The 17,953-nt window shown below is 58.1% G+C and carries 21 protein-coding genes and 1 tRNA gene; 8 read left to right on the top strand and 14 right to left on the bottom strand.

From position 1 onward, the window contains the following. Nucleotides 1-9 precede the first annotated feature (9 nt). On the top strand, nucleotides 10-189 hold the full coding sequence (locus ACXAH3_RS02845; RefSeq protein ID WP_474860553.1) for a hypothetical protein: 180 nt from the start codon (nucleotides 10-12) through the stop codon (nucleotides 187-189). A gap of 2 nt (nucleotides 190-191) precedes the next feature. Further along, on the top strand, nucleotides 192-1,172 hold the full coding sequence (locus ACXAH3_RS02840; protein ID WP_474860552.1) for a D-2-hydroxyacid dehydrogenase family protein: 981 nt from the start codon (nucleotides 192-194) through the stop codon (nucleotides 1,170-1,172). On the opposite strand, the gene ACXAH3_RS02835 is transcribed toward ACXAH3_RS02840, so the two are convergent. From ACXAH3_RS02835 to tcuA, 3 genes are all read right to left on the bottom strand, one after another. After that, the gene (locus ACXAH3_RS02835; protein ID WP_474860551.1) at nucleotides 1,144-2,187 is read right to left on the bottom strand and encodes an AbrB family transcriptional regulator; all 1,044 of its coding nucleotides are present in this window, start codon (nucleotides 2,185-2,187) and stop codon (nucleotides 1,144-1,146) included. The two genes, ACXAH3_RS02840 and ACXAH3_RS02835, sit on opposite strands and share 29 nt — an antisense overlap. 81 nt (nucleotides 2,188-2,268) lie before the next feature. Then, the gene (gene tcuB, locus ACXAH3_RS02830; protein WP_474860550.1) at nucleotides 2,269-3,384 is read right to left on the bottom strand and encodes a tricarballylate utilization 4Fe-4S protein TcuB; all 1,116 of its coding nucleotides are present in this window, start codon (nucleotides 3,382-3,384) and stop codon (nucleotides 2,269-2,271) included. Then, nucleotides 3,374-4,759: an FAD-dependent tricarballylate dehydrogenase TcuA gene (gene tcuA, locus ACXAH3_RS02825; protein ID WP_474860549.1), complete on the bottom strand. Its 1,386-nt coding sequence runs from the start codon at nucleotides 4,757-4,759 to the stop codon at nucleotides 3,374-3,376. Before tcuA ends, tcuB begins: the two co-directional genes overlap by 11 nt. A gap of 78 nt (nucleotides 4,760-4,837) precedes the next feature. Between tcuA and ACXAH3_RS02820 the strand changes: the two genes are divergently transcribed. Beyond that, complete coding sequence (locus ACXAH3_RS02820; protein ID WP_474860548.1) at nucleotides 4,838-5,776, top strand: LysR family transcriptional regulator; 939 nt, start codon at nucleotides 4,838-4,840, stop codon at nucleotides 5,774-5,776. 20 nt (nucleotides 5,777-5,796) lie between these two features. Here ACXAH3_RS02820 and ACXAH3_RS02815 read toward each other — a convergent pair. The 4 genes from ACXAH3_RS02815 to pdxH all read right to left on the bottom strand — a co-directional run bounded on the left by ACXAH3_RS02815 (nucleotide 5,797) and on the right by pdxH (nucleotide 7,704). Beyond that, nucleotides 5,797-5,873: transfer RNA gene (locus tag ACXAH3_RS02815), tRNA-Pro, on the bottom strand. A 72-nt stretch (nucleotides 5,874-5,945) separates the two neighbouring features. Next, nucleotides 5,946-6,440, bottom strand: coding sequence for a DUF192 domain-containing protein (locus tag ACXAH3_RS02810; protein ID WP_474860547.1), 495 nt, complete (start codon nucleotides 6,438-6,440; stop codon nucleotides 5,946-5,948). Beyond that, complete coding sequence (locus tag ACXAH3_RS02805) at nucleotides 6,440-6,985, bottom strand: cold-shock protein (protein ID WP_474860546.1); 546 nt, start codon at nucleotides 6,983-6,985, stop codon at nucleotides 6,440-6,442. The genes ACXAH3_RS02810 and ACXAH3_RS02805 overlap by 1 nt, the downstream gene beginning before the upstream one ends. Before the next feature lie 113 nt (nucleotides 6,986-7,098). After that, the gene (gene pdxH, locus ACXAH3_RS02800) at nucleotides 7,099-7,704 is read right to left on the bottom strand and encodes a pyridoxamine 5'-phosphate oxidase (protein WP_474860545.1); all 606 of its coding nucleotides are present in this window, start codon (nucleotides 7,702-7,704) and stop codon (nucleotides 7,099-7,101) included. A 158-nt stretch (nucleotides 7,705-7,862) separates the two neighbouring features. On the opposite strand from pdxH, the gene fabI reads away from it, so the two are divergent. Both fabI and gpt read left to right on the top strand, forming a co-directional pair. Continuing rightward, a complete protein-coding gene (fabI, locus tag ACXAH3_RS02795; RefSeq protein WP_474860544.1) occupies nucleotides 7,863-8,681 on the top strand; it encodes an enoyl-ACP reductase FabI in 819 nt (272 codons plus the stop codon). Between the two features lie 12 nt (nucleotides 8,682-8,693). After that, a complete protein-coding gene (gene gpt, locus ACXAH3_RS02790) occupies nucleotides 8,694-9,215 on the top strand; it encodes a xanthine phosphoribosyltransferase (RefSeq protein WP_474860543.1) in 522 nt (173 codons plus the stop codon). Between the two features lie 66 nt (nucleotides 9,216-9,281). Here gpt and ACXAH3_RS02785 read toward each other — a convergent pair whose 3' ends face one another. The 3 genes from ACXAH3_RS02785 to prfA form a co-directional block, all read right to left on the bottom strand. Beyond that, nucleotides 9,282-9,854, bottom strand: coding sequence for a DUF4167 domain-containing protein (locus ACXAH3_RS02785; RefSeq protein WP_474860542.1), 573 nt, complete (start codon nucleotides 9,852-9,854; stop codon nucleotides 9,282-9,284). Nucleotides 9,855-10,097: 243 nt separating this feature from the next. Next, nucleotides 10,098-10,943 (bottom strand): peptide chain release factor N(5)-glutamine methyltransferase, encoded by an 846-nt coding sequence (gene prmC / locus ACXAH3_RS02780; protein ID WP_474860541.1) that lies wholly within the window; start codon nucleotides 10,941-10,943, stop codon nucleotides 10,098-10,100. Next, nucleotides 10,940-11,995, bottom strand: a complete 1,056-nt coding sequence (prfA, locus tag ACXAH3_RS02775; protein WP_474860540.1) for a peptide chain release factor 1 — start codon at nucleotides 11,993-11,995, stop codon at nucleotides 10,940-10,942. The genes prmC and prfA overlap by 4 nt, the downstream gene beginning before the upstream one ends. A 62-nt stretch (nucleotides 11,996-12,057) precedes the next feature. Here prfA and ACXAH3_RS02770 point away from each other — a divergent pair, with 62 nt between their 5' ends. Next, a complete protein-coding gene (locus ACXAH3_RS02770; protein WP_474860539.1) occupies nucleotides 12,058-12,354 on the top strand; it encodes a hypothetical protein in 297 nt (98 codons plus the stop codon). On the opposite strand, the gene ACXAH3_RS02765 is transcribed toward ACXAH3_RS02770, so the two are convergent. The 3 genes from ACXAH3_RS02765 to ACXAH3_RS02755 all read right to left on the bottom strand — a co-directional run bounded on the left by ACXAH3_RS02765 (nucleotide 12,286) and on the right by ACXAH3_RS02755 (nucleotide 14,951). Next, nucleotides 12,286-12,714 (bottom strand): DUF1499 domain-containing protein, encoded by a 429-nt coding sequence (locus ACXAH3_RS02765; RefSeq protein WP_474860538.1) that lies wholly within the window; start codon nucleotides 12,712-12,714, stop codon nucleotides 12,286-12,288. The genes ACXAH3_RS02770 and ACXAH3_RS02765 overlap by 69 nt on opposite strands. Nucleotides 12,715-12,756: 42 nt before the next feature. Continuing rightward, complete coding sequence (gene speB / locus ACXAH3_RS02760) at nucleotides 12,757-13,719, bottom strand: agmatinase (RefSeq protein ID WP_474860537.1); 963 nt, start codon at nucleotides 13,717-13,719, stop codon at nucleotides 12,757-12,759. Between the two features lie 68 nt (nucleotides 13,720-13,787). Then, the gene (locus tag ACXAH3_RS02755; RefSeq protein WP_474860536.1) at nucleotides 13,788-14,951 is read right to left on the bottom strand and encodes a M20 aminoacylase family protein; all 1,164 of its coding nucleotides are present in this window, start codon (nucleotides 14,949-14,951) and stop codon (nucleotides 13,788-13,790) included. A 50-nt stretch (nucleotides 14,952-15,001) separates the two neighbouring features. Between ACXAH3_RS02755 and mazG the strand changes: the two genes are divergently transcribed. Beyond that, a complete protein-coding gene (mazG, locus tag ACXAH3_RS02750; RefSeq protein WP_474860535.1) occupies nucleotides 15,002-15,829 on the top strand; it encodes a nucleoside triphosphate pyrophosphohydrolase in 828 nt (275 codons plus the stop codon). Nucleotides 15,830-15,923: 94 nt separating this feature from the next. Beyond that, entirely contained in the window at nucleotides 15,924-16,940 is a 1,017-nt protein-coding gene (locus ACXAH3_RS02745; RefSeq protein WP_474860534.1) for a Fe(3+) ABC transporter substrate-binding protein, read from the top strand. 129 nt (nucleotides 16,941-17,069) lie between these two features. Here ACXAH3_RS02745 and ACXAH3_RS02740 read toward each other — a convergent pair whose 3' ends face one another. Then, nucleotides 17,070-17,858 (bottom strand): hypothetical protein, encoded by a 789-nt coding sequence (locus ACXAH3_RS02740; protein WP_474860533.1) that lies wholly within the window; start codon nucleotides 17,856-17,858, stop codon nucleotides 17,070-17,072. Nucleotides 17,859-17,953 lie beyond the last annotated feature (95 nt).

Genomic DNA, 17,953 nt, shown 5'->3' with positions numbered 1-17,953 from the left:
ATAACGATTATGACTTCTTCCGATGCAATTTGCGAAGTAAATGACGCGATGAAACGCTTGCGTATGGTGCGCGATTCTCTTGGGAAAAGCTTGGCTGAGCGAAGCTGCCAATCAAGCGAAACCAAGCAACTTTCCGAGCTTCATGACCGGGTCGCCTTGGCGATCGAAGCCTATAAGCGCGGTAAGTAAACATGCGCGTCCACATTCTGGACGATTGGTTTGACACGCTGCGGTATTTGCCCAGCTTTCAGTTGTTGACCGATCATAACGTGACCGTCTGGACCGACCACGCAAAGGATGTGGATACGCTTGCCAAGCGCCTGTCCGATGCCGACGCTCTGGTTCTGTTTCGCGAACGCACCCAAGTGACGCGCACCTTGTTGGAGCGCTTGCCCAACCTGCGTCTGATCAGCCAGCGCGGAGTCTATCCCCATGTGGATGTGGATGCCTGCACCGATCAGAACGTGCTTCTGTGCTCGAAAATTCCGTCAGGCGGCGGCACCAACCATGCAGCGGCCGAGCTGACCTGGGCCCTGATCATGGCCGGAATGCGGGATCTACCCCGACAGATGACCAGCGCGAAAGCCGGGACCTGGCAGGCGGGCGTGGGCAAAACGCTGCATGGCCGGACGCTGGGGCTTTATGGCTATGGCCGGATTGCACGGGCTGTGGCGGGCTATGCGCAGGCGTTCGGAATGCAGGTCATCTGGTGGGCGTCCGAGGAAGGCCGCGCGCGCGCTGTTGCTGATGGGCAGAACGTTGCGCCAAATCGCGCTGCGTTCTTTGCAGACAGCGATATCGTGTCGCTGCATGTGCGCCTAAAGCCCGAAACCAAAGGGGTCATCACCGCTGAGGATCTTGCTGCAATGCGATCTGATGCGTTGTTGGTGAACACATCACGCGCGGGATTGATTGCGCCGGGCGCTTTGCTAGATGCCCTGAACGCAGGCCGCCCCGGCATGGCCGCCATCGACGTCTTCGACACCGAGCCTTTGACCGATCCAAGCGATCCCCTGCTGGCGCATCCTAACTTGATCGCAACGCCGCATATCGGCTTCGTGACGGAAGACGAGTTCGAAAAGCAGTTTTCGGACATCTATGCGCAGATCAACGCCTTCGCCGACGGCGCGCCAATCCACATGATCAATCCTCAGATCTGGTCCGGCGCATAAAGGCGGCCACCAGTGGCGCGCCGGTGATTACAAGCACGATCCGTGTCAAATGGTGCGCAATCACAAATCCCAGATCCGCCCCGGCGACGATGGCAAGCACGGTCATTTCCGCCTGCCCACCCGGCGCAAAGGCCAAGAAAGCTTCGATCCCGCCGGCGACGCCCAATGCGCCCGCAAGCTGGGCAAATCCGGCCGCAAGCACAGCAAGGATCAAGACGAATGCCACCCCCGCAAAAACCACCTTCCGCAGCTCGGACAGCGTGACACCCACATAGTGCACACCGACCCCGCACCCGATAAAAAACTGAGCAATCAGAATGGCTTCGGCGGGGGGACGTGAATGCAGGAACCCGGTCAGGGTCAGCGCTGCAGAGACAATCATGGGACCAAGAATGGATGCTCCAAAAAGGCCGATCTTTTCGCCCCCTTTCCAGCCAATCAAAGCGGCAAGAACCATCAGCACAAGCTCGTGCGGGGGCAGTTCGGCGGCGGGTTGGCCCATGGGATTGCTTAGGCTCGCGCCATAGAATGAGGTCAAAAGGATCGGCGCGATGCTGATAATGATCAACACGCGAGTTGCGTGGATCAAAGACAGTGTGCGTGGGTTGCCCCCGGCCTCTTGCCCAAAAATGATCATGTCTTGCAGCCCGCCGGGCATTGCCGCGTAATAGGCCGTCACCCGGTCAAAGCCACAGACGCGCCGAAAGAAGGGAACACCGACCAGCCCAATGGTGAAGATATAGATCGGAACCAGCGCGACCGACCCGGCCATTTGCGGCAGTTGGCCCAACACCTCGGGCGTGATTGTCGCGCCGACCGCCACGCCCAGAATGGTGCGCGCCCCGACCGAGGCCTGTCCGAACCCCTGCATCTTTCCGCCCGCCAGCGCCACAATCAAGCAGCCGGACATGGGTCCAAACAGGAAAGGCAGCGGCAGGCCTAAGACATAGAAGATCCCTAGACCGACCAAGGACGCGGCAAGCGTCAACAAACGGGAGCGTGCATTACTACTCATTTCCGCCCTCTGCCGTATTTGGTCCAACCCTTCGGACCCATCATTCTTTGTTGCATCAATCGATCGGTCATTGTCACCTCGTCATTGATTGCGCAGCGCATTTCGCGCGCCGGGCTTGGCGCTCAATTCAGGGGTCGGTTGCTTGTTCTGTTCTTCCCGGATCAAGGCGGTCAAGCGATAGAATCCATGCGCCATTTTGCTGTAAGGCGTCAGTAGAAAAAAGCTGAGCACAGCGCCAAGATGGATGGCAAGCAGCGCGGGCATGATCGGCGTTCCACCCAAGGCATAGAGCACCAAGCCACTAAAACCGACAAAGCCCAGAAGCGCGATGAAGGCCATTTCACCCCCCCACGCCTTGGCGTCCGCAAGGTTGCGATCCGCTTTCAGCTTCAGCATGGCCATGCCGATTGTTCCGACGGTCAACAGGATGCCTCCGGGTATGCCCAGCAGTTTGGGCAGCGAAAAGAAGCCGTAAGGCGCGTGCATGCCAAACGCATAGTGCATCACGGTCCCCGACGCGGTCGAGGCGAAGCACAGCAGGAAGCCATACATAACCGCCTGATGCACGTGACGGCGCGCGTGGCTGAACCGGTCTTCGTCCTCGAAATTGCACCCATCGCCGTGGCCGGCGGCAAGGTCTTTCATCTTCGCAGCCGACCCAAAGGCGGCCACGATATGGGACAGACGCAGGGGCTGCCCGTCCACCGATTTCCAGTAATTTCGCAGGCTGATGGCAAGGCTGAGAAGCGGGAACAGGAAGGAAGGCAGGAAAATCGCAACCATTGCGTTGTGGGACAACGCGGCATAGAAGCCCTCGCCCCCGGCGGATCCGATGGCGCGGATGGCGAAAAACAGCACCGCAAAGCCCAGAACACAGGCCAGTGCGATGCGCATCCCGTGGGTCTGGAACGCGCGGGCGAACGGACCGGGCCAAGCATAGCTTTCCCAACTGTCGCGACGCACCTCGGCCAGCGCTTTGGGCAGGTTCAAATCGAACTCGTGCGGGGCGGTGTATTGGCAGGCGTAATAGCAGCCCCGGCAGTTATGGCAGAGATTCGCCAGCTGGGTCAGATCCCCGTCCGAAAACGCGCGTTCGCGGTGCAATGCCGGGAAAACCGAGCAATAGCCCTCGCAATAGCGGCAGGCGTTGCAGATTTCCGCCTGACGGCGGGCTTCTTGAAGCAGATCAGTTTGCATATGCGGCGGCCTCTCGTCCTGCGATGCGTCCGAAGACGGTTCCAATTGTCATGCCGTACCCGGCCAAATAGCCCTGCCCCAGGATGGACCCGGCCATGGTTTCCCCGGCGGCCCACAGGTTCTTGATCAGTCCGTCTTCCGTGCTGCACTGCGCGTTGTCGTCCACCTTCAAACCCAAATAGGTGAAGGTCACGCCGGTGCGCAGGGAATAGCCATAAAAGGGCGACTCGGTGATCGGCCGCGCCCAGTTGGTTTTGGCGGGAGCGATCCCGCTGGTCGCCACGCCGTCCAGTTCGGTCGGGTGGAAGTTCGAGGTGTCGCCACAGGCGGCGTTGAACGCGTCAACCGTGGCGGTCAGCTTGTCGGCGGGCAGATCCATCATAGCTGCGAGTTCATCCAGCGTGTCCGCTTTCAACGGTGGAAACACAGAAGGCATGAACAAATTCAAGGACTTGGCGTCGATGATCACATAGCCCACCTGATCGGGCTGCGCGGCAACCAAACGGCCCCAAATCGCATAGCGTTTGGGCCAGACATCCTCGCCTTCGTCATAGAAGCGCTCGGCGTTTTTGTTCACAACAATCGAGAACGGAACGCAGTCCAGCCGGGTCACGATGCCCCCGTCAAACTTGGGCGCGCGCCCGTCGATCGCCACGGCGTGGCATTGCGTCGGGTCGCCAACAGACTGAACGCCTTGGTCCAACAGATCCGCCAAAACGACACCCCGGTTATAAGGTGTGCCGCGGATCAAGAAGTTCTTGGCAGGCTCCCCCCAAGCGCGGGTCAGCCATTCTGTATCGGCCTGAAACCCGCCCGAGGCGACGACTACGGATTTAGGGCTGATCGAGTGGGATTGTCCATCGTGGGTGTAATCGACGCGGGTGATCTGATCGCCGTCCAGCTCAAGATGCGTCACCGCAGCCTCGTAAAGCACGTCCACGCCCAGCTTTTCAGCCGTCCGGTAGTAGGCGTTCACCAGCGACTTGCCCCCGCCCATGAAAAACGCGTTCGTGCGCGCCAAGGACAGCGTGCCCGACAGTGAGGGCTGAAAGCGTACGCCGTGCTGTTCCATCCAAGGAAGGCATTCTTCCGAAGTGCGGATTGCCAAGCGGGCAAGGTGTTCGTCGGTCTTCCCTGCCGTGACCTTCATCAGGTCGGCGAAGTATTCTTCCTCGCTATAGCTTTCGACCAAGGGACCAAGCGGCCCGGAATGCATACAGCGAAAGTTACGGGTGTGGCGCGAATTGCCGCCACGGTATTCTTTGGGTGCAGTTTCAAGGATCAGCACCTTGGCGCCTGCCTCGGCGGCGGTCATGGCTGCGCAAAGCGCCGCGTTGCCGCCGCCAATAACTGCGATGTCGTATTGGGTTTTCATGTCTGGTGTCCTCACAAAACCCGGATAGCAAAGTGGTTTTAATTTGACCAATGCCATAAGTTCCGCAATTAATGCGAAATGCTCATCAATTATGATTTCAACGATCTCGAAGCGTTCCTGGCCGTCAAGGAAACAGGATCTTTTCACTTGGCCGCGGCGCGATTGAACATGTCACAATCCGCCGTCACCCGCCGGGTTCAAAAGCTGGAAACCGCGCTGGACACCACGCTGTTTGAAAGGACCACGCGCGCGGTGAAGCCGACACTGGCAGCGAAACGTCTGCAAGCCCGCGCCGAAGCTATTTTGGCGGATGCTCATGAAACGGCACTGGCAATGCGCGATGAAAGCGTTGCCTTTGAACATCAGCGAAACGCTCTGGTGACCGTCGCGGTCATCCCCACCGTTGCGGGCCTGATCCTGCCAGATGCTATCAAGACTTTCCGGCGCGAAGGGCATGCCGCACGGTTCCGTTTTCTGGATCAAACTGCCAATGCCGTGGCCGAGGCCGTCGCCAAGGGTGAAGCTGATTTCGGCATCTGCTCGATCCCGGAACTGGAACCCAACACCCAGTTTGAACCATTGTTCGACGATCAGATCGTGATCGTGTTCCCTCCGACCCATCCCCTTGCAAAGAAAGACAAAGTAACCTGGAGCGATATTGCTGAGGAAGACTTGATCGTGCCCGCACGTGGCACAGGGAACCGGCTTTTGATAGACGAGGCGATGGCCAGCGCCGGGCTGCCCCTGCAATGGTCCTACGAGTTCCGGCGCTCGACAACAGCGTTGGAATTGGTGACCGAGGGCATCGGGTTAGCCCTGTTGCCAAAATCGGCGGTTTTGCGAATTCCCCGCGACGTCATCGGTTACAAGCCAGTCGCGCACCCTCAAATCGCACGCCCGGTTGGGCTTCTAAGCCGCAACGGTCAGACTCCTACCAAATCGGAAGAGGCATTCAAAACGATCTTACGACGACTCGCGTCGACATCGGGGGACGTGTTTCCGACCACCGGCCTCTGACGGCCTAAGATGTTGAAAAGTGGTCGGGACGGCAAGATTCGAACTTGCGACCCCCTGTACCCAAAACAGGTGCGCTACCAGACTGCGCTACGCCCCGAACGCCCCCTCCTTACCGATGTGTTTCGGCAATGAAAAGAGAGAAAACCGCACAAACTGCATCGTAAGTCGATTATTCTGAGTTGGCCCCATCGCAGGCCCATGCAGCAGTCGCCGGATCAAAGGCCGGGTGCTGCAATTCGCTGCCTTCAGCAATACCAAAGCGTTTGGCCAGCCCACCATTCACCTCGAGCACCGCATAGACGCCGGTGCCTCCATCAATCGGCGTCGTATCATGGGGAATGGCGTTGTGGTGAACGTGCGAAACTGTGCCGTCAGACTGCACAAAGATCATATCCAGCGGGATCAGCGTGTTTTTCATCCAGAAACTGGCCCGCTGCGGCGCGTCGAACACGAACAACATACCATGGGTCGTCGGCATGGATTCGCGATGCATCAAGCCCTGTGCGCGCTCATTCGGATCGTCCGCGACTTCTATGGTAAAGGCCGCCTGCCCCCAGTCGCCACGGATGCTGATCCGGTCAGGGCTGCAATCACCAGCAAATGCAGGGGCGCAGAAAGCGGCCACCCCACAGCCAAGCACACCGCCGGCCCACCGGGCAAACATCAGCTGTCGGATCCGCTTTCGACAGCGGCATCCCAAGCGTGGACCGACACAGCCATCTTGCCGCGCTTGCCGTCGGCGGTACGAATGCTGATCGCCTCGCCGGGTTGAAGATCGGCCAACCCTGACCGACGCAACACTTCGACATGAACGAAAATATCTTCCGAGCTGCCGAAGGTGTTGGCAAACCCAAACCCTTTGGCCTTGTCGAACCATTTGACGCGCGCGGGCTCCATTTCGCCGATGCTTTCGGGATCAACCAGCCCTTCAACGATTTCTTCTAGCTGATGATCGCTTTCCCCTTCCGGAGGAGAAATCGACAACACGCTGACAGCTTGACGCCCGCGATCCGTCGCCTGAACGGTGATTTCAATGCTCGATCCATCGGCGACCGAGCTTTGGCCGAAATTACGCAGGACATTGGCGTGCAACAGAATATCCGCGCCGCCTTCATTCGAGACGACGAACCCGAACCCCTTGTTCGGATCGAACCATTTAACCTGCCCCTGTACCACATCAGGCACGCGAGCGTCACCGATCTGCGCCATATTAACCTCAAGCAATTTTCATCCCCGTTTTACTATTGGGGTGTTTACAGAGGCGACGCAAGCCCTAACCCCCTGTATTTTTGGGTAGGTAAACTCAAAAAGTAATTTGTTTTTCAAGGATTCAGACGCGATACCTGCCAGCCCTGATCGGCCGCTTCGCGGGTCCAACGAAACCGGTCGTGAAGCCGGAAAGCACCATCCGCCCAGAACTCGATTTCGACAGGTTGGATCCGATATCCACCCCAGAAATCAGGACGTTGCGGGGCCGGGCCATGTTGCGCAGTGACCTTGGCGACCTTTGCCATCAGTGCGGCACGCGAGGCCAAGGGTTGGCTCTGCCGCGAGGCCCACGCCCCCAGCTTGCTTTTCAAAGAACGCGACGCAAAATAATTATCCGCCTGCACGCCTTCTTCGCGGGAAACTGTTCCTCGGACGCGAATCTGCCGGCGCAGGCTTTTCCAGTGCATTACGAAGGCCGCATTGCCGCCCTGTTCGATTTCCTGCGCTTTGACGGATCCATAGTTCGTATAGAAAACAAAGGCATCGTCTTCGATATCCTTCAAAAGGACCATGCGCGCATTGGGCATGCCGTCCGCATCCACCGTCGACAAGGCGATGGCGTTCGGATCATTCGGTTCGGATTTTTCAGCCTCGGCCAACCAGCTTCGCGCAATCGCAAAGGGATCGTCGCCTGCAAAAATTCCTTCACGTTCAGACATTTGCTTTCCTTCTGACTGGGATCAAGTTCGCATAAACACCCCGGATTGGTGGGCCAAATCCCGCCCTTTCACAAGCACATAGCGCGAAGCCACACTTGAAGACGCACCGTCAATCGCCTAAACGGTCTTAACGCAGTATCTCGGGACAAGGAATATTTATGTCGACCGAATTGATGAAGGGAAAGCGCGGCCTGATTATGGGTCTCGCAAATGACAAATCCATTGCTTGGGGAATCGCAAAAGCCTGCGCCGATGCCGGTGCCGAGCTTGCCTTTTCGTATCAAGGTGACGCGCTGAAGAAACGCGTTCTGCCACTGGCCGAGCAGTTGGGATCGGACATCGTATTGGAATGCGATGTTGCTGATCAGGGTTCGATCGACACGCTGTTTGCCGAGCTGGAAAAGAAATGGGGCAAGCTGGACTTCATCGTCCATGCCATTGGCTTCTCGGACAAAAACGAGCTTCGTGGCCGTTACGTCGACACCAGCCCGGAAAACTTCCGCATGACTATGGACATCTCGGTTTACAGCTTCACCGCTGTGGCGCGCCGCGCGGCTGATCTGATGACCGAAGGTGGCTCGATGCTGACGCTGACCTATTACGGTGCTGAACAGGTCATGCCACACTACAACGTCATGGGCGTGGCGAAAGCCGCTCTTGAGGCCTCTGTGCGATATCTGGCCGAGGATCTGGGCAAGGACGGCATCCGTGTGAACTCGATTTCCGCAGGACCGATCAAAACGCTGGCCGCGTCTGGTATCGGTGATTTCCGCTATATCCTGAAATGGAACGAGCTGAACTCGCCCCTGCGCCGCAACGTCTCGATCAACGATGTGGGCAATTCGGCCCTGTACCTGCTGTCGGATCTGGGCGCGGGCGTAACCGGCGAGACGCATCACGTCGACGCGGGCTATCACGTGGTTGGTATGAAGGCCGTCGACGCACCCGATATCGACGTGACCACCGGCCGCAAGTAAGGAACGCATGTCATGAGCGACCATCGTCTGCCGCACGAAAAAGGCTTTCACATCAGCTGGGATCAGATCCACCGCGACAGCCGTGCGCTGGCGTGGCGTCTGGACGGGCAAGGGCCGGATAACGGCGCGTGGCGCGCGGTTGTGGCGATCACCCGTGGCGGCATGGCCCCCGCAATGATCGTCAGCCGCGAATTGGACATCCGTACCGTCGATACGATCAGTGTGAAATCTTATCATGCGGGCGGCGGCAAGGCCGATCAGCAGAGCGAAGCCCAAGTGCTGAAATCTCCGGATGCAGAGTTGATGGGGGATGGCGAAGGCATTCTGATCATCGACGATCTGGTAGACAGCGGGAAAACACTGGTACTGGTGCGTCAGATGTATCCCAAGGCGCATTTTGCAACGGTCTATGCCAAACCCAAAGGGCGTCCGCAGGTGGACACGTTCATCACGGAAGTCAGCCAAGACACCTGGATCTTTTTCCCGTGGGATATGGCGCTTCAATATGTCGAGCCCTATCGCGGTACAGACTAAACCATTCTGATAAAAACAAAAAACCCCGGCCAAGCCGGGGTTTTTTATTGCCATATCGCTGGCAGATTATTCGGCGGCTTCGCCTGACGGATCCGTTGCCTCGGGCGCGGGGGCAGCGTCATCCTTGCGGGCGGGCTTACGCGGTTTGCGCGCGCGCGATGGTTGGCGACGCGGTTTGCTTTCCGGCGTTTCGACCAGACCGTTATCACCACCTTCAGCAACGTCAGGCTGTGGCGCTTGTGCCAGATCGGGCTGATCGCCCTCGCCCGGTACGGGTTGTTCTGTTGCGGCAGCGGCGGACTGTGCTTCGGCGCGTTCAGCGCGCGCATCTTTATCACGCTGCTGACGTTCGCGGTTCTGCTGATCTGCCTGCTGGCGGCGGGCCTCGATCTCGCGCTGCGCTTCACCCAGAAGGCGGGTATAGTGTTCCGCGTGCTGTTGGAAGTTCTCACCAGCCACCCGGTCGTTCGACAAGAACGCATCCCGCGTCAGCTGGTTGTACTTGTCGATAATCTGCTGCGGCGTACCGCGCACCTTCCCTTCAGGGCCCGAGCTATCATACACGCGGTTGATGATGTTACCCGGGTTGTTCCGGTTGCGGTTCGACTTGTTGCGCGAACGTGATTTCGACGATCTCATATATAAGTATCCGGTTTCAGCACAGTCTTGCGGCCTTTGCCGCGCTGTTGTCTCGGTCGTTGACTGCTTGGCAGCCGTTGATCCGATTTTTAGGGCTTGTTCCCAGCGGCGGTCCGTGTGGACTGCGGCGCTGGTATCCTTGCTAACCATGTGGCCCGGAAAAACACAAGCCTTATATGGTATTTTTACGTGATTTGGCGATGTTTTGCGGGTTTTCGAGGGGTTTAGGGCACGATCTGAAGGTCATGCCACCGAAAAGCCCGAAGCCGCCACAACGCGATCCTTCCCGGCCAAGTCCTGATGAACAGTGACGGACCGAAACCCGGCAGCAGCGCAGAGATCCGAAACCGCTTGCCCCTGCAGATGCCCGATCTCAAGTAAAAGCCGCCCACCGGCTTCAAGATATGCAGGCGCGGCTTGCGCAATGGTCCGATAGGCGTCCAGCCCATCCCCGCCGGGGGTCAGTGCCATATGCGGCTCCCAATCGAGCACTTCAGGCGAAAGCTCGACCATCTCGTCTTGGGTGATGTAAGGCGGGTTCGAAACGATCAGATCAAACCGCACATTGTCGATTGGTGCAAACCAGCTACCCTCGTGAAACGCGGCCCGATCCAGCAGGCCAAGCTGGTCTGCATTACGCAGGGCAACGGCCAAGGCCGCATCGGACAGGTCCACCCCCTGCCCCATTGCTTCAGGTCGTTCTGCCAGCAAAGACAACAAGATACAGCCCGATCCTGCTCCAAGGTCCAGTACTGTTTCAAACGGCGAAGACAGCGCAAGATCAACCAAAAGCTCGGTATCTGGGCGCGGGTCCAGCACGTCCCCAGTCACAATGAAATCCCGCCCATAAAACGCGCGCTGACCAGTGATTTGTGAGACGGGTTGGCGGGAGACGCGGGCCTTGATGGCCCGCTCAAACGCATTTTCCTGTTCAGGCGTCACATCATCCTGCACGACCAAGGTTAGGCGGCTGCGATCCACCCCCAACGCATGTGCCAGCAGAATACGCGCATCACGGGCCGGATCGTCTATCCCAGCAGCGCGCAATCGCCCCACGGCCGCGGCCAACAGAACGGACCCGGTCGTCACGCGTCCAGATCCGCAAGCTGCGCAGCTTGGTCCTCGGCGGTCAGGGCGTCCACAATCTCGTCCAGATCGCCGTTCATCACCTGATCCAGCTTATAGAGCGTCAGGTTGATACGGTGATCGGTCATGCGGCCCTGCGGGAAATTATAGGTGCGGATCCGTTCGGACCGGTCCCCCGACCCGACCTGAGACTTCCGGTCCGCCGCGCGTTCGCTGTCGACGCGCTGACGTTCCAAATCGTAAAGCCGCGTTTTCAGAACCTGCATCGCAATCTCGCGGTTGCGGTGCTGAGACTTTTCCGAACTGACCACCATGATGCCCGTGGGCAGGTGGGTGATCCTCACCGCCGAATCCGTCGTGTTCACGTGCTGGCCACCAGACCCGGACGCGCGCATCGTGTCGATCCGCAAGTCTCCGGAGTCGATCTGAATGTCCACATCCTCGGCTTCCGGCAGCACCGCAACGGTTGCTGCCGACGTATGGATCCGCCCGCCGCTTTCCGTTTCCGGCACACGCTGAACGCGGTGCACACCGCTTTCGTATTTCAGTCGCGCAAAGACGCCCTCGCCCTTCACATGGACGGTGACTTCCTTGATACCACCAAGCTCGGACAGGCTTTGTTCAACGATATCAAAGCTCCACCCGCGTGCCTCGGCATAGCGTTGATACATGCGCAGAAGATCACCCGCGAACAATGCGGCCTCGTCACCTCCGGTGCCGGGACGAATTTCAATCATTGCAGGGCGCGCATCGGCGGCGTCTTTGGGCAGAAGCGCCAGCCGCATGGATTGCTCCATCTCGGGCAGACGTTCACGTAGGGTGGGCAGTTCTTCTTCGGCCAATTCCCGCATGTCGGGATCGTCCATCATCAGCTCAGCCTCGGCGATGTCGTCCAGAAGCTGCTGATAGAGGGCGATTTCGTCCACCACTGGCTTCAGCTCGGCATATTCGCGTCCAAGGGCCGCGATTTCATCGCCCGATAGCCCTTCGGCCATGCGAGCTTCAAGATACTGAAAGCGCTCGGTGATCGCGTTGAGTTTTTCCATAGGAACCATAGGGATGGTGTCTATGATTACGCGGATTTGGTCAAGAGGCGCAGGCGTGCTAGACTGTTGGTATGATGTATCGACTAGCAATTGGTGCAGCGATGGTCGCCGCGCCGGTTTTCGCGGATGTGACCGGGCCAGGAGGCAAGGTCATCGACTGCTTTTGCACAGACAGCACTGGCGGCCGGGTCGAGCTGGGGCAGTCCATCTGCCTCTATGTGAACGGCCGCGCCTTCACCGCCCGCTGCGAGATGAGCCTGAACGTACCGATGTGGCGCGAAACGGGCGACGGCTGCGTGTCAGCGGATCGAGGATTGAAGCTGATCAATCCACTGTCCCACTCGGTTCCCGTTGACCCCAAGATCTGATTTTCCGATCACAAGATGTGCGTGTATGTGCAGGGCGTTGCCTGCGACCCACACCCGCGTCACATCCGGAAACCCAAAGCCGCGGGATCGGGTGATGAAGGTATTGCCCTGATCCAAGGCCACTTCGCGCGTGCGCGGCGTATTCCGTATGATCTTCAACAACTTACCCATGGCTTCTTCGGGCAAATCCGCCAGAGGGATTACCCATTTCACCCCACCATCCAGCGCATGCTTCCCCGGTTCCATCGGTCCGGGCTGGGCTGTGAACCGGACCGGATCAATAGGCTTCAACCGGGCGTATATGGCCAAAAGCGCGGCCAAAGCCGCTACCAACGCCAAAATCCACAGGGCAATTTTCATAAACGGGCCTTTCCTGCCACAAAAGGCGTTGCGAAGCGCGCTTTATACGCGCTTGTTATAGGCAATGAGATTCAAAATCTCCATCGCCACATGCGCGCCTGCAATGGCCGTCGCGCCGGTGGTGTCGAAGGGCGGAGACACCTCGACCACATCGCCCCCAACCACATTGATCCCAGCCAGATCACGCAGGATGATCGACGCCTGAGCAGACGTCAAACCGCCCCAAACCGGCGTACCGGTACCGGGGGCAAAAGCCGGGTCCAGACCGTCAATATCGAAGGTCAGATAGGTCTTCCTATCGCCCAGAATGGATTTGATCTTTTCGACCACGGCTTTGGGGCCGGTTTCATGCACCTCGCGCGCGTCGATGATGTTCACGCCCAGAGTGTCTTCGTTCGTGGTGCGGATCCCCACCTGAACGGATTTCGCGGGGTCAATCAGCCCCTCTTTTACCGCCTTATAAAACATGGTGCCGTGATCGACGCGGTTCATGTCATCATCCGCCCAAGTGTCCGTGTGAGCATCGAACTGCAGCAGGCTGAGCGGCCCGTGCTTCTTCACATGCGCCCGCAGGATCGGGAAAGTAATGTAGTGATCCCCCCCCAGCGTCAGGCAGGCCGCGTCCTGATCAAGGATCGACGCAATATGTGCCTCGAGCGTCTTTGGAAACTGGTCGATCCGGGCATAATCAAAAGCCAAATCACCGTAATCCGCGACCGCAAATTCCGACAGCACGTCGAAATCCCAACCATAGGCCGGATCCGGCGACTGAAGGCTCGACGCTTCGCGAATGGCGCGCGGTCCAAGCCGGGTTCCGGGGCGATTTGTCACCGCTTGATCAAATGGAACGCCGGTCACGGCGATGTCCACGTCAGTCAGATCTTTGGTATAGGTCCGGCGCAGAAAGGACGACACGCCCCCAAAGGTGTTTTCATAGGAAAGCCCTTTAAAACCATCGCGCGTGATCGCTGTATCCACCTGCTTGGCGGCGTCTTCCAATGCCATGTCGCTTCTCCTTTTCGCTGTGCGTTGCTAACACAGCCCGGTGACCTGCACCAGCAATTTGATCATATTTAAGTGGCCGGGTTCAGACGCTCGACCAGACGGGCGAAAAAGCTGGCACCATGGGCTGCAACCTCGTCATTGAAGTCAAATTTCGGGTGATGCACCCCAGGCCCCTCGCCCTGCCCCAGGAACAGATACGCGCCGGGACGCTCTTCCAGCATATAGGCGAAATCTTCGGCCCCCATCTCGCGCCCGGCGGCGTCGTCGACGCGCTCTGCACCGGACACATCGCGGGCGGCATCAGCGGCCTTTGCAACTTCGTCTGCGCTATTGATCATCGGCGGATAGCCCAGCTCGTAGTCAATTTCGACTGTGACGCCGAAACTGGCCGCGTGGCCCTCCACAATCTCGCGAATGCGGGTTTCGACCATCTTGCGCACGTCTGGCGTGAAGGACCGGATCGTCGCACCGAACCAGCCCGCTTCGGGGATCACATTGTCCGCCGTGCCTGCATGGAGTTCCGTGACCGAGACCACAAGCTCGTCCAAGGGACGCAGGTTGCGGCTGACGATGGTTTGCAGCGCCTGCACCATCGCAACCATCGCCGGGATCGGATCGACGCATTCATGCGGGTAAGCGCCATGCCCGCCAACACCTGTGACTGTCACGCGCAAAGTGTCAACGGCCGCCATCACCGGACCGGGCGTGGTCACAAAATGGCCAAGCTCGATCCCCGGCATGGTGTGCAGGGCATAGACCTCGGATATGTCAAAACGATCCATCATGCCTTCGTCGCACATATGCTTGGCCCCACCGAAGTTTTCCTCGGCCGGTTGAAAGATCAGCGCGACCCGCCCCCGGAAATTCCGCGTCTCAGCCAAGTACCGCGCAGCCCCCAGCAACATCGTGGTGTGCCCGTCATGGCCGCACGCATGCATAAGCCCCTGATTTTTCGAGGCATAGTCAAGCCCTGTCATCTCGTCCATTGGCAGGGCATCCATATCGGCGCGCAAGCCTATGGTCGGCCCCTCGCCCTGCCCGTTGATGATCGCGACAACACCTGAAACGCCGATCTGTTCATGAATTTCATCTGCGCCGAATTCGCGCAGCCGGTCACAGACAAACGCCGCGGTCTGATGGCACTCCAATCCAAATTCAGGGTTCTGATGCAAGTGACGGCGCCAGCCCTTCATATCTTTGTCAAAATCAGCGATACGGTTGATAACAGCCATGGGGCCCTCCTGAATTGGGTCGAAGGTTTCCTGAAAAAGGGGCAAATGCAATGACCAATTCGTCCGACCAGCTTGTGCACAACCCAAACGGCGGAATGGACCGCCTGCGCGAGATTATGCGCCGACTGCGCGATCCCGAAACGGGGTGCCCGTGGGACATTGAACAAGATTTCAGCACCATCGCACCCTATACGATCGAGGAGGCTTACGAGGTCGCCGACGCGATTGAACGCGAGGCATGGGACGAGTTGAAGGGCGAGTTGGGCGATCTGCTGTTCCAATCCGTCTTCCACGCCCAGATGGCCGAGGAAAAAGGTCTATTCAGCTTTGACGACGTGGCCGACACCATGTCGGACAAAATGGTTGCGCGGCATCCCCATGTATTCGGAGACGAGAACCGGGATAAGTCTGCCGAACAACAAACCCGCGATTGGGAAACCATCAAAGCAGCCGAACGCGCTGCCAAGGCGCAACAGGGCGTGTTGGATGGGGTCGCCATCGGTCTGCCCGCCCTGCTGCGCGCCGTGAAGCTGCAAAAACGTGCGGCCCGTGTGGGGTTCGATTGGCCCGAAATCGGCATGGTTCTGGATAAGATCACCGAAGAGGCGCAGGAAGTGGCCGAGGCACGCGACACGCTGGGACAGGACGAACTGCGCGAGGAAGTCGGCGACCTTCTGTTCGTCGTCGCCAATCTGGCACGTCATCTGGACGTGGAACCCGAAGAAGCCCTGCGTCACGCCAATGCGAAATTCGAGCGTCGTTTCAAAGGGATCGAGCGCCGATTGGCCGAAAAAGGCAGCACGCCCGAGCAATCCAACCTGGAAGAAATGGACGCAATGTGGGAGGCCGAGAAAGCCGCCGAACGCGCCCAAAAGTGACCTGCGGCATTTTTCCTATCAAATCTATCAGGCATTGACCCAAGCAAAATACTCGGATTTAAACACCCCAACGTAATCGAAGGAGAACCGCGCGATGAAACCTGCTCGCACGATTGCAATGGCCCTTGTTGGTGCCACAGCCCTAACCCCCGCCGTCGCAAGCGCTGACGAAGTGAATGTCTATTCCTATCGTCAGCCCGAGCTGATCCAGCCCTTGATGGATGCGTTTCAGGAAGACACTGGCATCACCGTCAACGTGGCGTTTCTGAAACAAGGTGTAGTCGAGCGTCTGGAAGCCGAGGGCAAACGCAGCCCCGCAGACCTGATCATGACCGTCGACATCTCGCGCCTTGCTGGTGTGGTCGAGGCCGGCCTGACCCAGCCCGTGCAATCCGACACACTGGAAGCCAACATTCCCGACGCTTATCGCGATCCGGCGGACCAATGGTTCGGCCTGACCTCGCGTGCGCGGATCGTTTATGCCTCGAAGGATCGCGTGGCCGAAGGTGAAGTAACGACCTATGAGGATCTGGCAGACCCGAAATGGAAGGGTCGCATCTGCACCCGTTCTGGCACGCACAGCTATACGCTGGGTCTTGTCTCAGCTCACCTGACCCATCACGACGCAGCCTCGACCAAGGCGTGGGTGGAAGGTCTGAAAGCCAACCTCGCGCGCAAGCCTCAGGGCAACGACCGCGCTCAGGTCAAAGCGATTTGGGCTGGTGAATGCGATATCTCGATCGGCAACACCTATTACATGGGCAAAATGCTGGCCGATGAAGAGCAAAAAGCATGGGCCGACAGCGTGAACGTCATCTTCCCTGTTTTCGAAGGTTCGGGCACGCATGTGAACCTGTCTGGTATGGCGCTGGCCAAGCATTCACCGAACAAAGACAACGCCATCAAGCTGATGGAATTCCTGTCTTCGCCGAAAGCACAGGAAATCTATGCGTCGCAGAACTTTGAATACCCGATCGCACCGGGAACTGAAGCCGATCCCGTTGTCAAAAGCTGGGGTGATTTCACAGCAGATGGTGTAAACTTGATGGAAGTGGCCGGCAATCGCGCCGAGGCTCTGAAACTAATTCAAGAAGTCGATTTCGACGGTTAACCATATAGAAATAATAGAAAAGCCCGGATCACCTCCGGGCTTTTTTTGTGACCAAACAGAACGCCATTTTGCCGCGCGGAACATCCCAGTTGCAACGCAGGTCAGACCGGCTCAACCACCCTGCCCGCACTAGGCGTCGATCAATCGAATACCCGAATGTCGGCGCAAAATTTCCAGATCTTGTTGATACCGATCCTGCAACGCGCGGGCTTGTTCGGGTGAAAATTTTGCGAAGGGCCTGTCCGAAGTTGCGTCTGCAAACGCGTCCCTGATTTCTCTTGCGACCTCACGCGGAAGCTCTTCCCCCGCGTTCAACATCTTCTGGCACTCGAACAATGCTCTGTCCGAGAAGCTGGAATTTACCCACTTTTTCGGTCGCTTCATGGACGCGACATCCAGTTTTGGGCAAAGCTGGCTTAACAAATCCAAATCATCACGATTGCGGCCATAGGCAGCAACAATCAATCGCTTTGGACGAAGAGCCGCAAGGATATCTTCAACCACATCCGGCCACCCCCCACTAAATGCAGCCTGAAGTTTCGCAACTTCCACAAACTCGGGAAGTGCGTTCACCTCGGCACGTTTACGAAACGCCGATTCGAAAAAGGAATCGTAAGACCGCACCAACAACAAAACATTCCCAACTGCACTTGGATAAAGCGCTTTGCGCAACAGCGTCAAACGCGCGCGCGTGTGCGGGTAAAACCGACCTTCCTCGAACGAGGCCATGATGCCAATCATGTTTTCTTCCGACAGAATGGCCTGTTGACCAATCCCCTTCTTTACGACCGGAACAATCTGAGATCGGCTTTTCGCAATCTGTTGCTTGCGCTTTTGCTTACCTTTCGCAAGCTCTTGGTGGCGCAGCCTTAGCTCTAGATGGCCATTCGGAGCCAGATGGCGGCGGGAATAACCCACGCGAATTCCCTGAGACTGAATATTGTCGAAGTTCTCGCCTAGTAGCGTCTGAAACGACGTCGAACCAGTTCGATGCGCCCCAAGGTGCAAATGCA

It is taken from the genome of Aliiroseovarius sp. ABM4_368, assembly GCF_056161205.1.
Note: the sequence above shows the minus strand (reverse complement) of the source record. Positions and strands in the feature narration are given on the sequence as shown.

Excerpts from the sequence above, each read along its gene's own strand:
- ACXAH3_RS02845 (WP_474860553.1), top strand. The coding sequence starts at position 10 with ATGACTTCTTCCGATGCAATTTGCGAAGTAAATGACGCGATGAAACGC.
- ACXAH3_RS02835 (WP_474860551.1), bottom strand. The coding sequence starts at position 2,187 with ATGAGTAGTAATGCACGCTCCCGTTTGTTGACGCTTGCCGCGTCCTTG.
- prfA (WP_474860540.1), bottom strand. The coding sequence starts at position 11,995 with ATGGTTCCTATGGAAAAACTCAACGCGATCACCGAGCGCTTTCAGTAT.
- ACXAH3_RS02810 (WP_474860547.1), bottom strand. The coding sequence starts at position 6,440 with ATGTTTGCCCGGTGGGCCGGCGGTGTGCTTGGCTGTGGGGTGGCCGCT.
- ACXAH3_RS02770 (WP_474860539.1), top strand. The coding sequence starts at position 12,058 with ATGATGTATCGACTAGCAATTGGTGCAGCGATGGTCGCCGCGCCGGTT.
- tcuA (WP_474860549.1), bottom strand. The coding sequence starts at position 4,759 with ATGAAAACCCAATACGACATCGCAGTTATTGGCGGCGGCAACGCGGCG.
- ACXAH3_RS02745 (WP_474860534.1), top strand. The coding sequence starts at position 15,924 with ATGAAACCTGCTCGCACGATTGCAATGGCCCTTGTTGGTGCCACAGCC.
- ACXAH3_RS02755 (WP_474860536.1), bottom strand. The coding sequence starts at position 14,951 with ATGGCTGTTATCAACCGTATCGCTGATTTTGACAAAGATATGAAGGGC.
- mazG (WP_474860535.1), top strand. The coding sequence starts at position 15,002 with ATGACCAATTCGTCCGACCAGCTTGTGCACAACCCAAACGGCGGAATG.
- ACXAH3_RS02840 (WP_474860552.1), top strand. The coding sequence starts at position 192 with ATGCGCGTCCACATTCTGGACGATTGGTTTGACACGCTGCGGTATTTG.
- pdxH (WP_474860545.1), bottom strand. The coding sequence starts at position 7,704 with ATGTCTGAACGTGAAGGAATTTTTGCAGGCGACGATCCCTTTGCGATT.
- fabI (WP_474860544.1), top strand. The coding sequence starts at position 7,863 with ATGTCGACCGAATTGATGAAGGGAAAGCGCGGCCTGATTATGGGTCTC.
- ACXAH3_RS02785 (WP_474860542.1), bottom strand. The coding sequence starts at position 9,854 with ATGAGATCGTCGAAATCACGTTCGCGCAACAAGTCGAACCGCAACCGG.
- speB (WP_474860537.1), bottom strand. The coding sequence starts at position 13,719 with ATGGCATTGGAAGACGCCGCCAAGCAGGTGGATACAGCGATCACGCGC.
- ACXAH3_RS02820 (WP_474860548.1), top strand. The coding sequence starts at position 4,838 with ATGCTCATCAATTATGATTTCAACGATCTCGAAGCGTTCCTGGCCGTC.
- tcuB (WP_474860550.1), bottom strand. The coding sequence starts at position 3,384 with ATGCAAACTGATCTGCTTCAAGAAGCCCGCCGTCAGGCGGAAATCTGC.
- gpt (WP_474860543.1), top strand. The coding sequence starts at position 8,694 with ATGAGCGACCATCGTCTGCCGCACGAAAAAGGCTTTCACATCAGCTGG.
- ACXAH3_RS02805 (WP_474860546.1), bottom strand. The coding sequence starts at position 6,985 with ATGGCGCAGATCGGTGACGCTCGCGTGCCTGATGTGGTACAGGGGCAG.
- ACXAH3_RS02765 (WP_474860538.1), bottom strand. The coding sequence starts at position 12,714 with ATGAAAATTGCCCTGTGGATTTTGGCGTTGGTAGCGGCTTTGGCCGCG.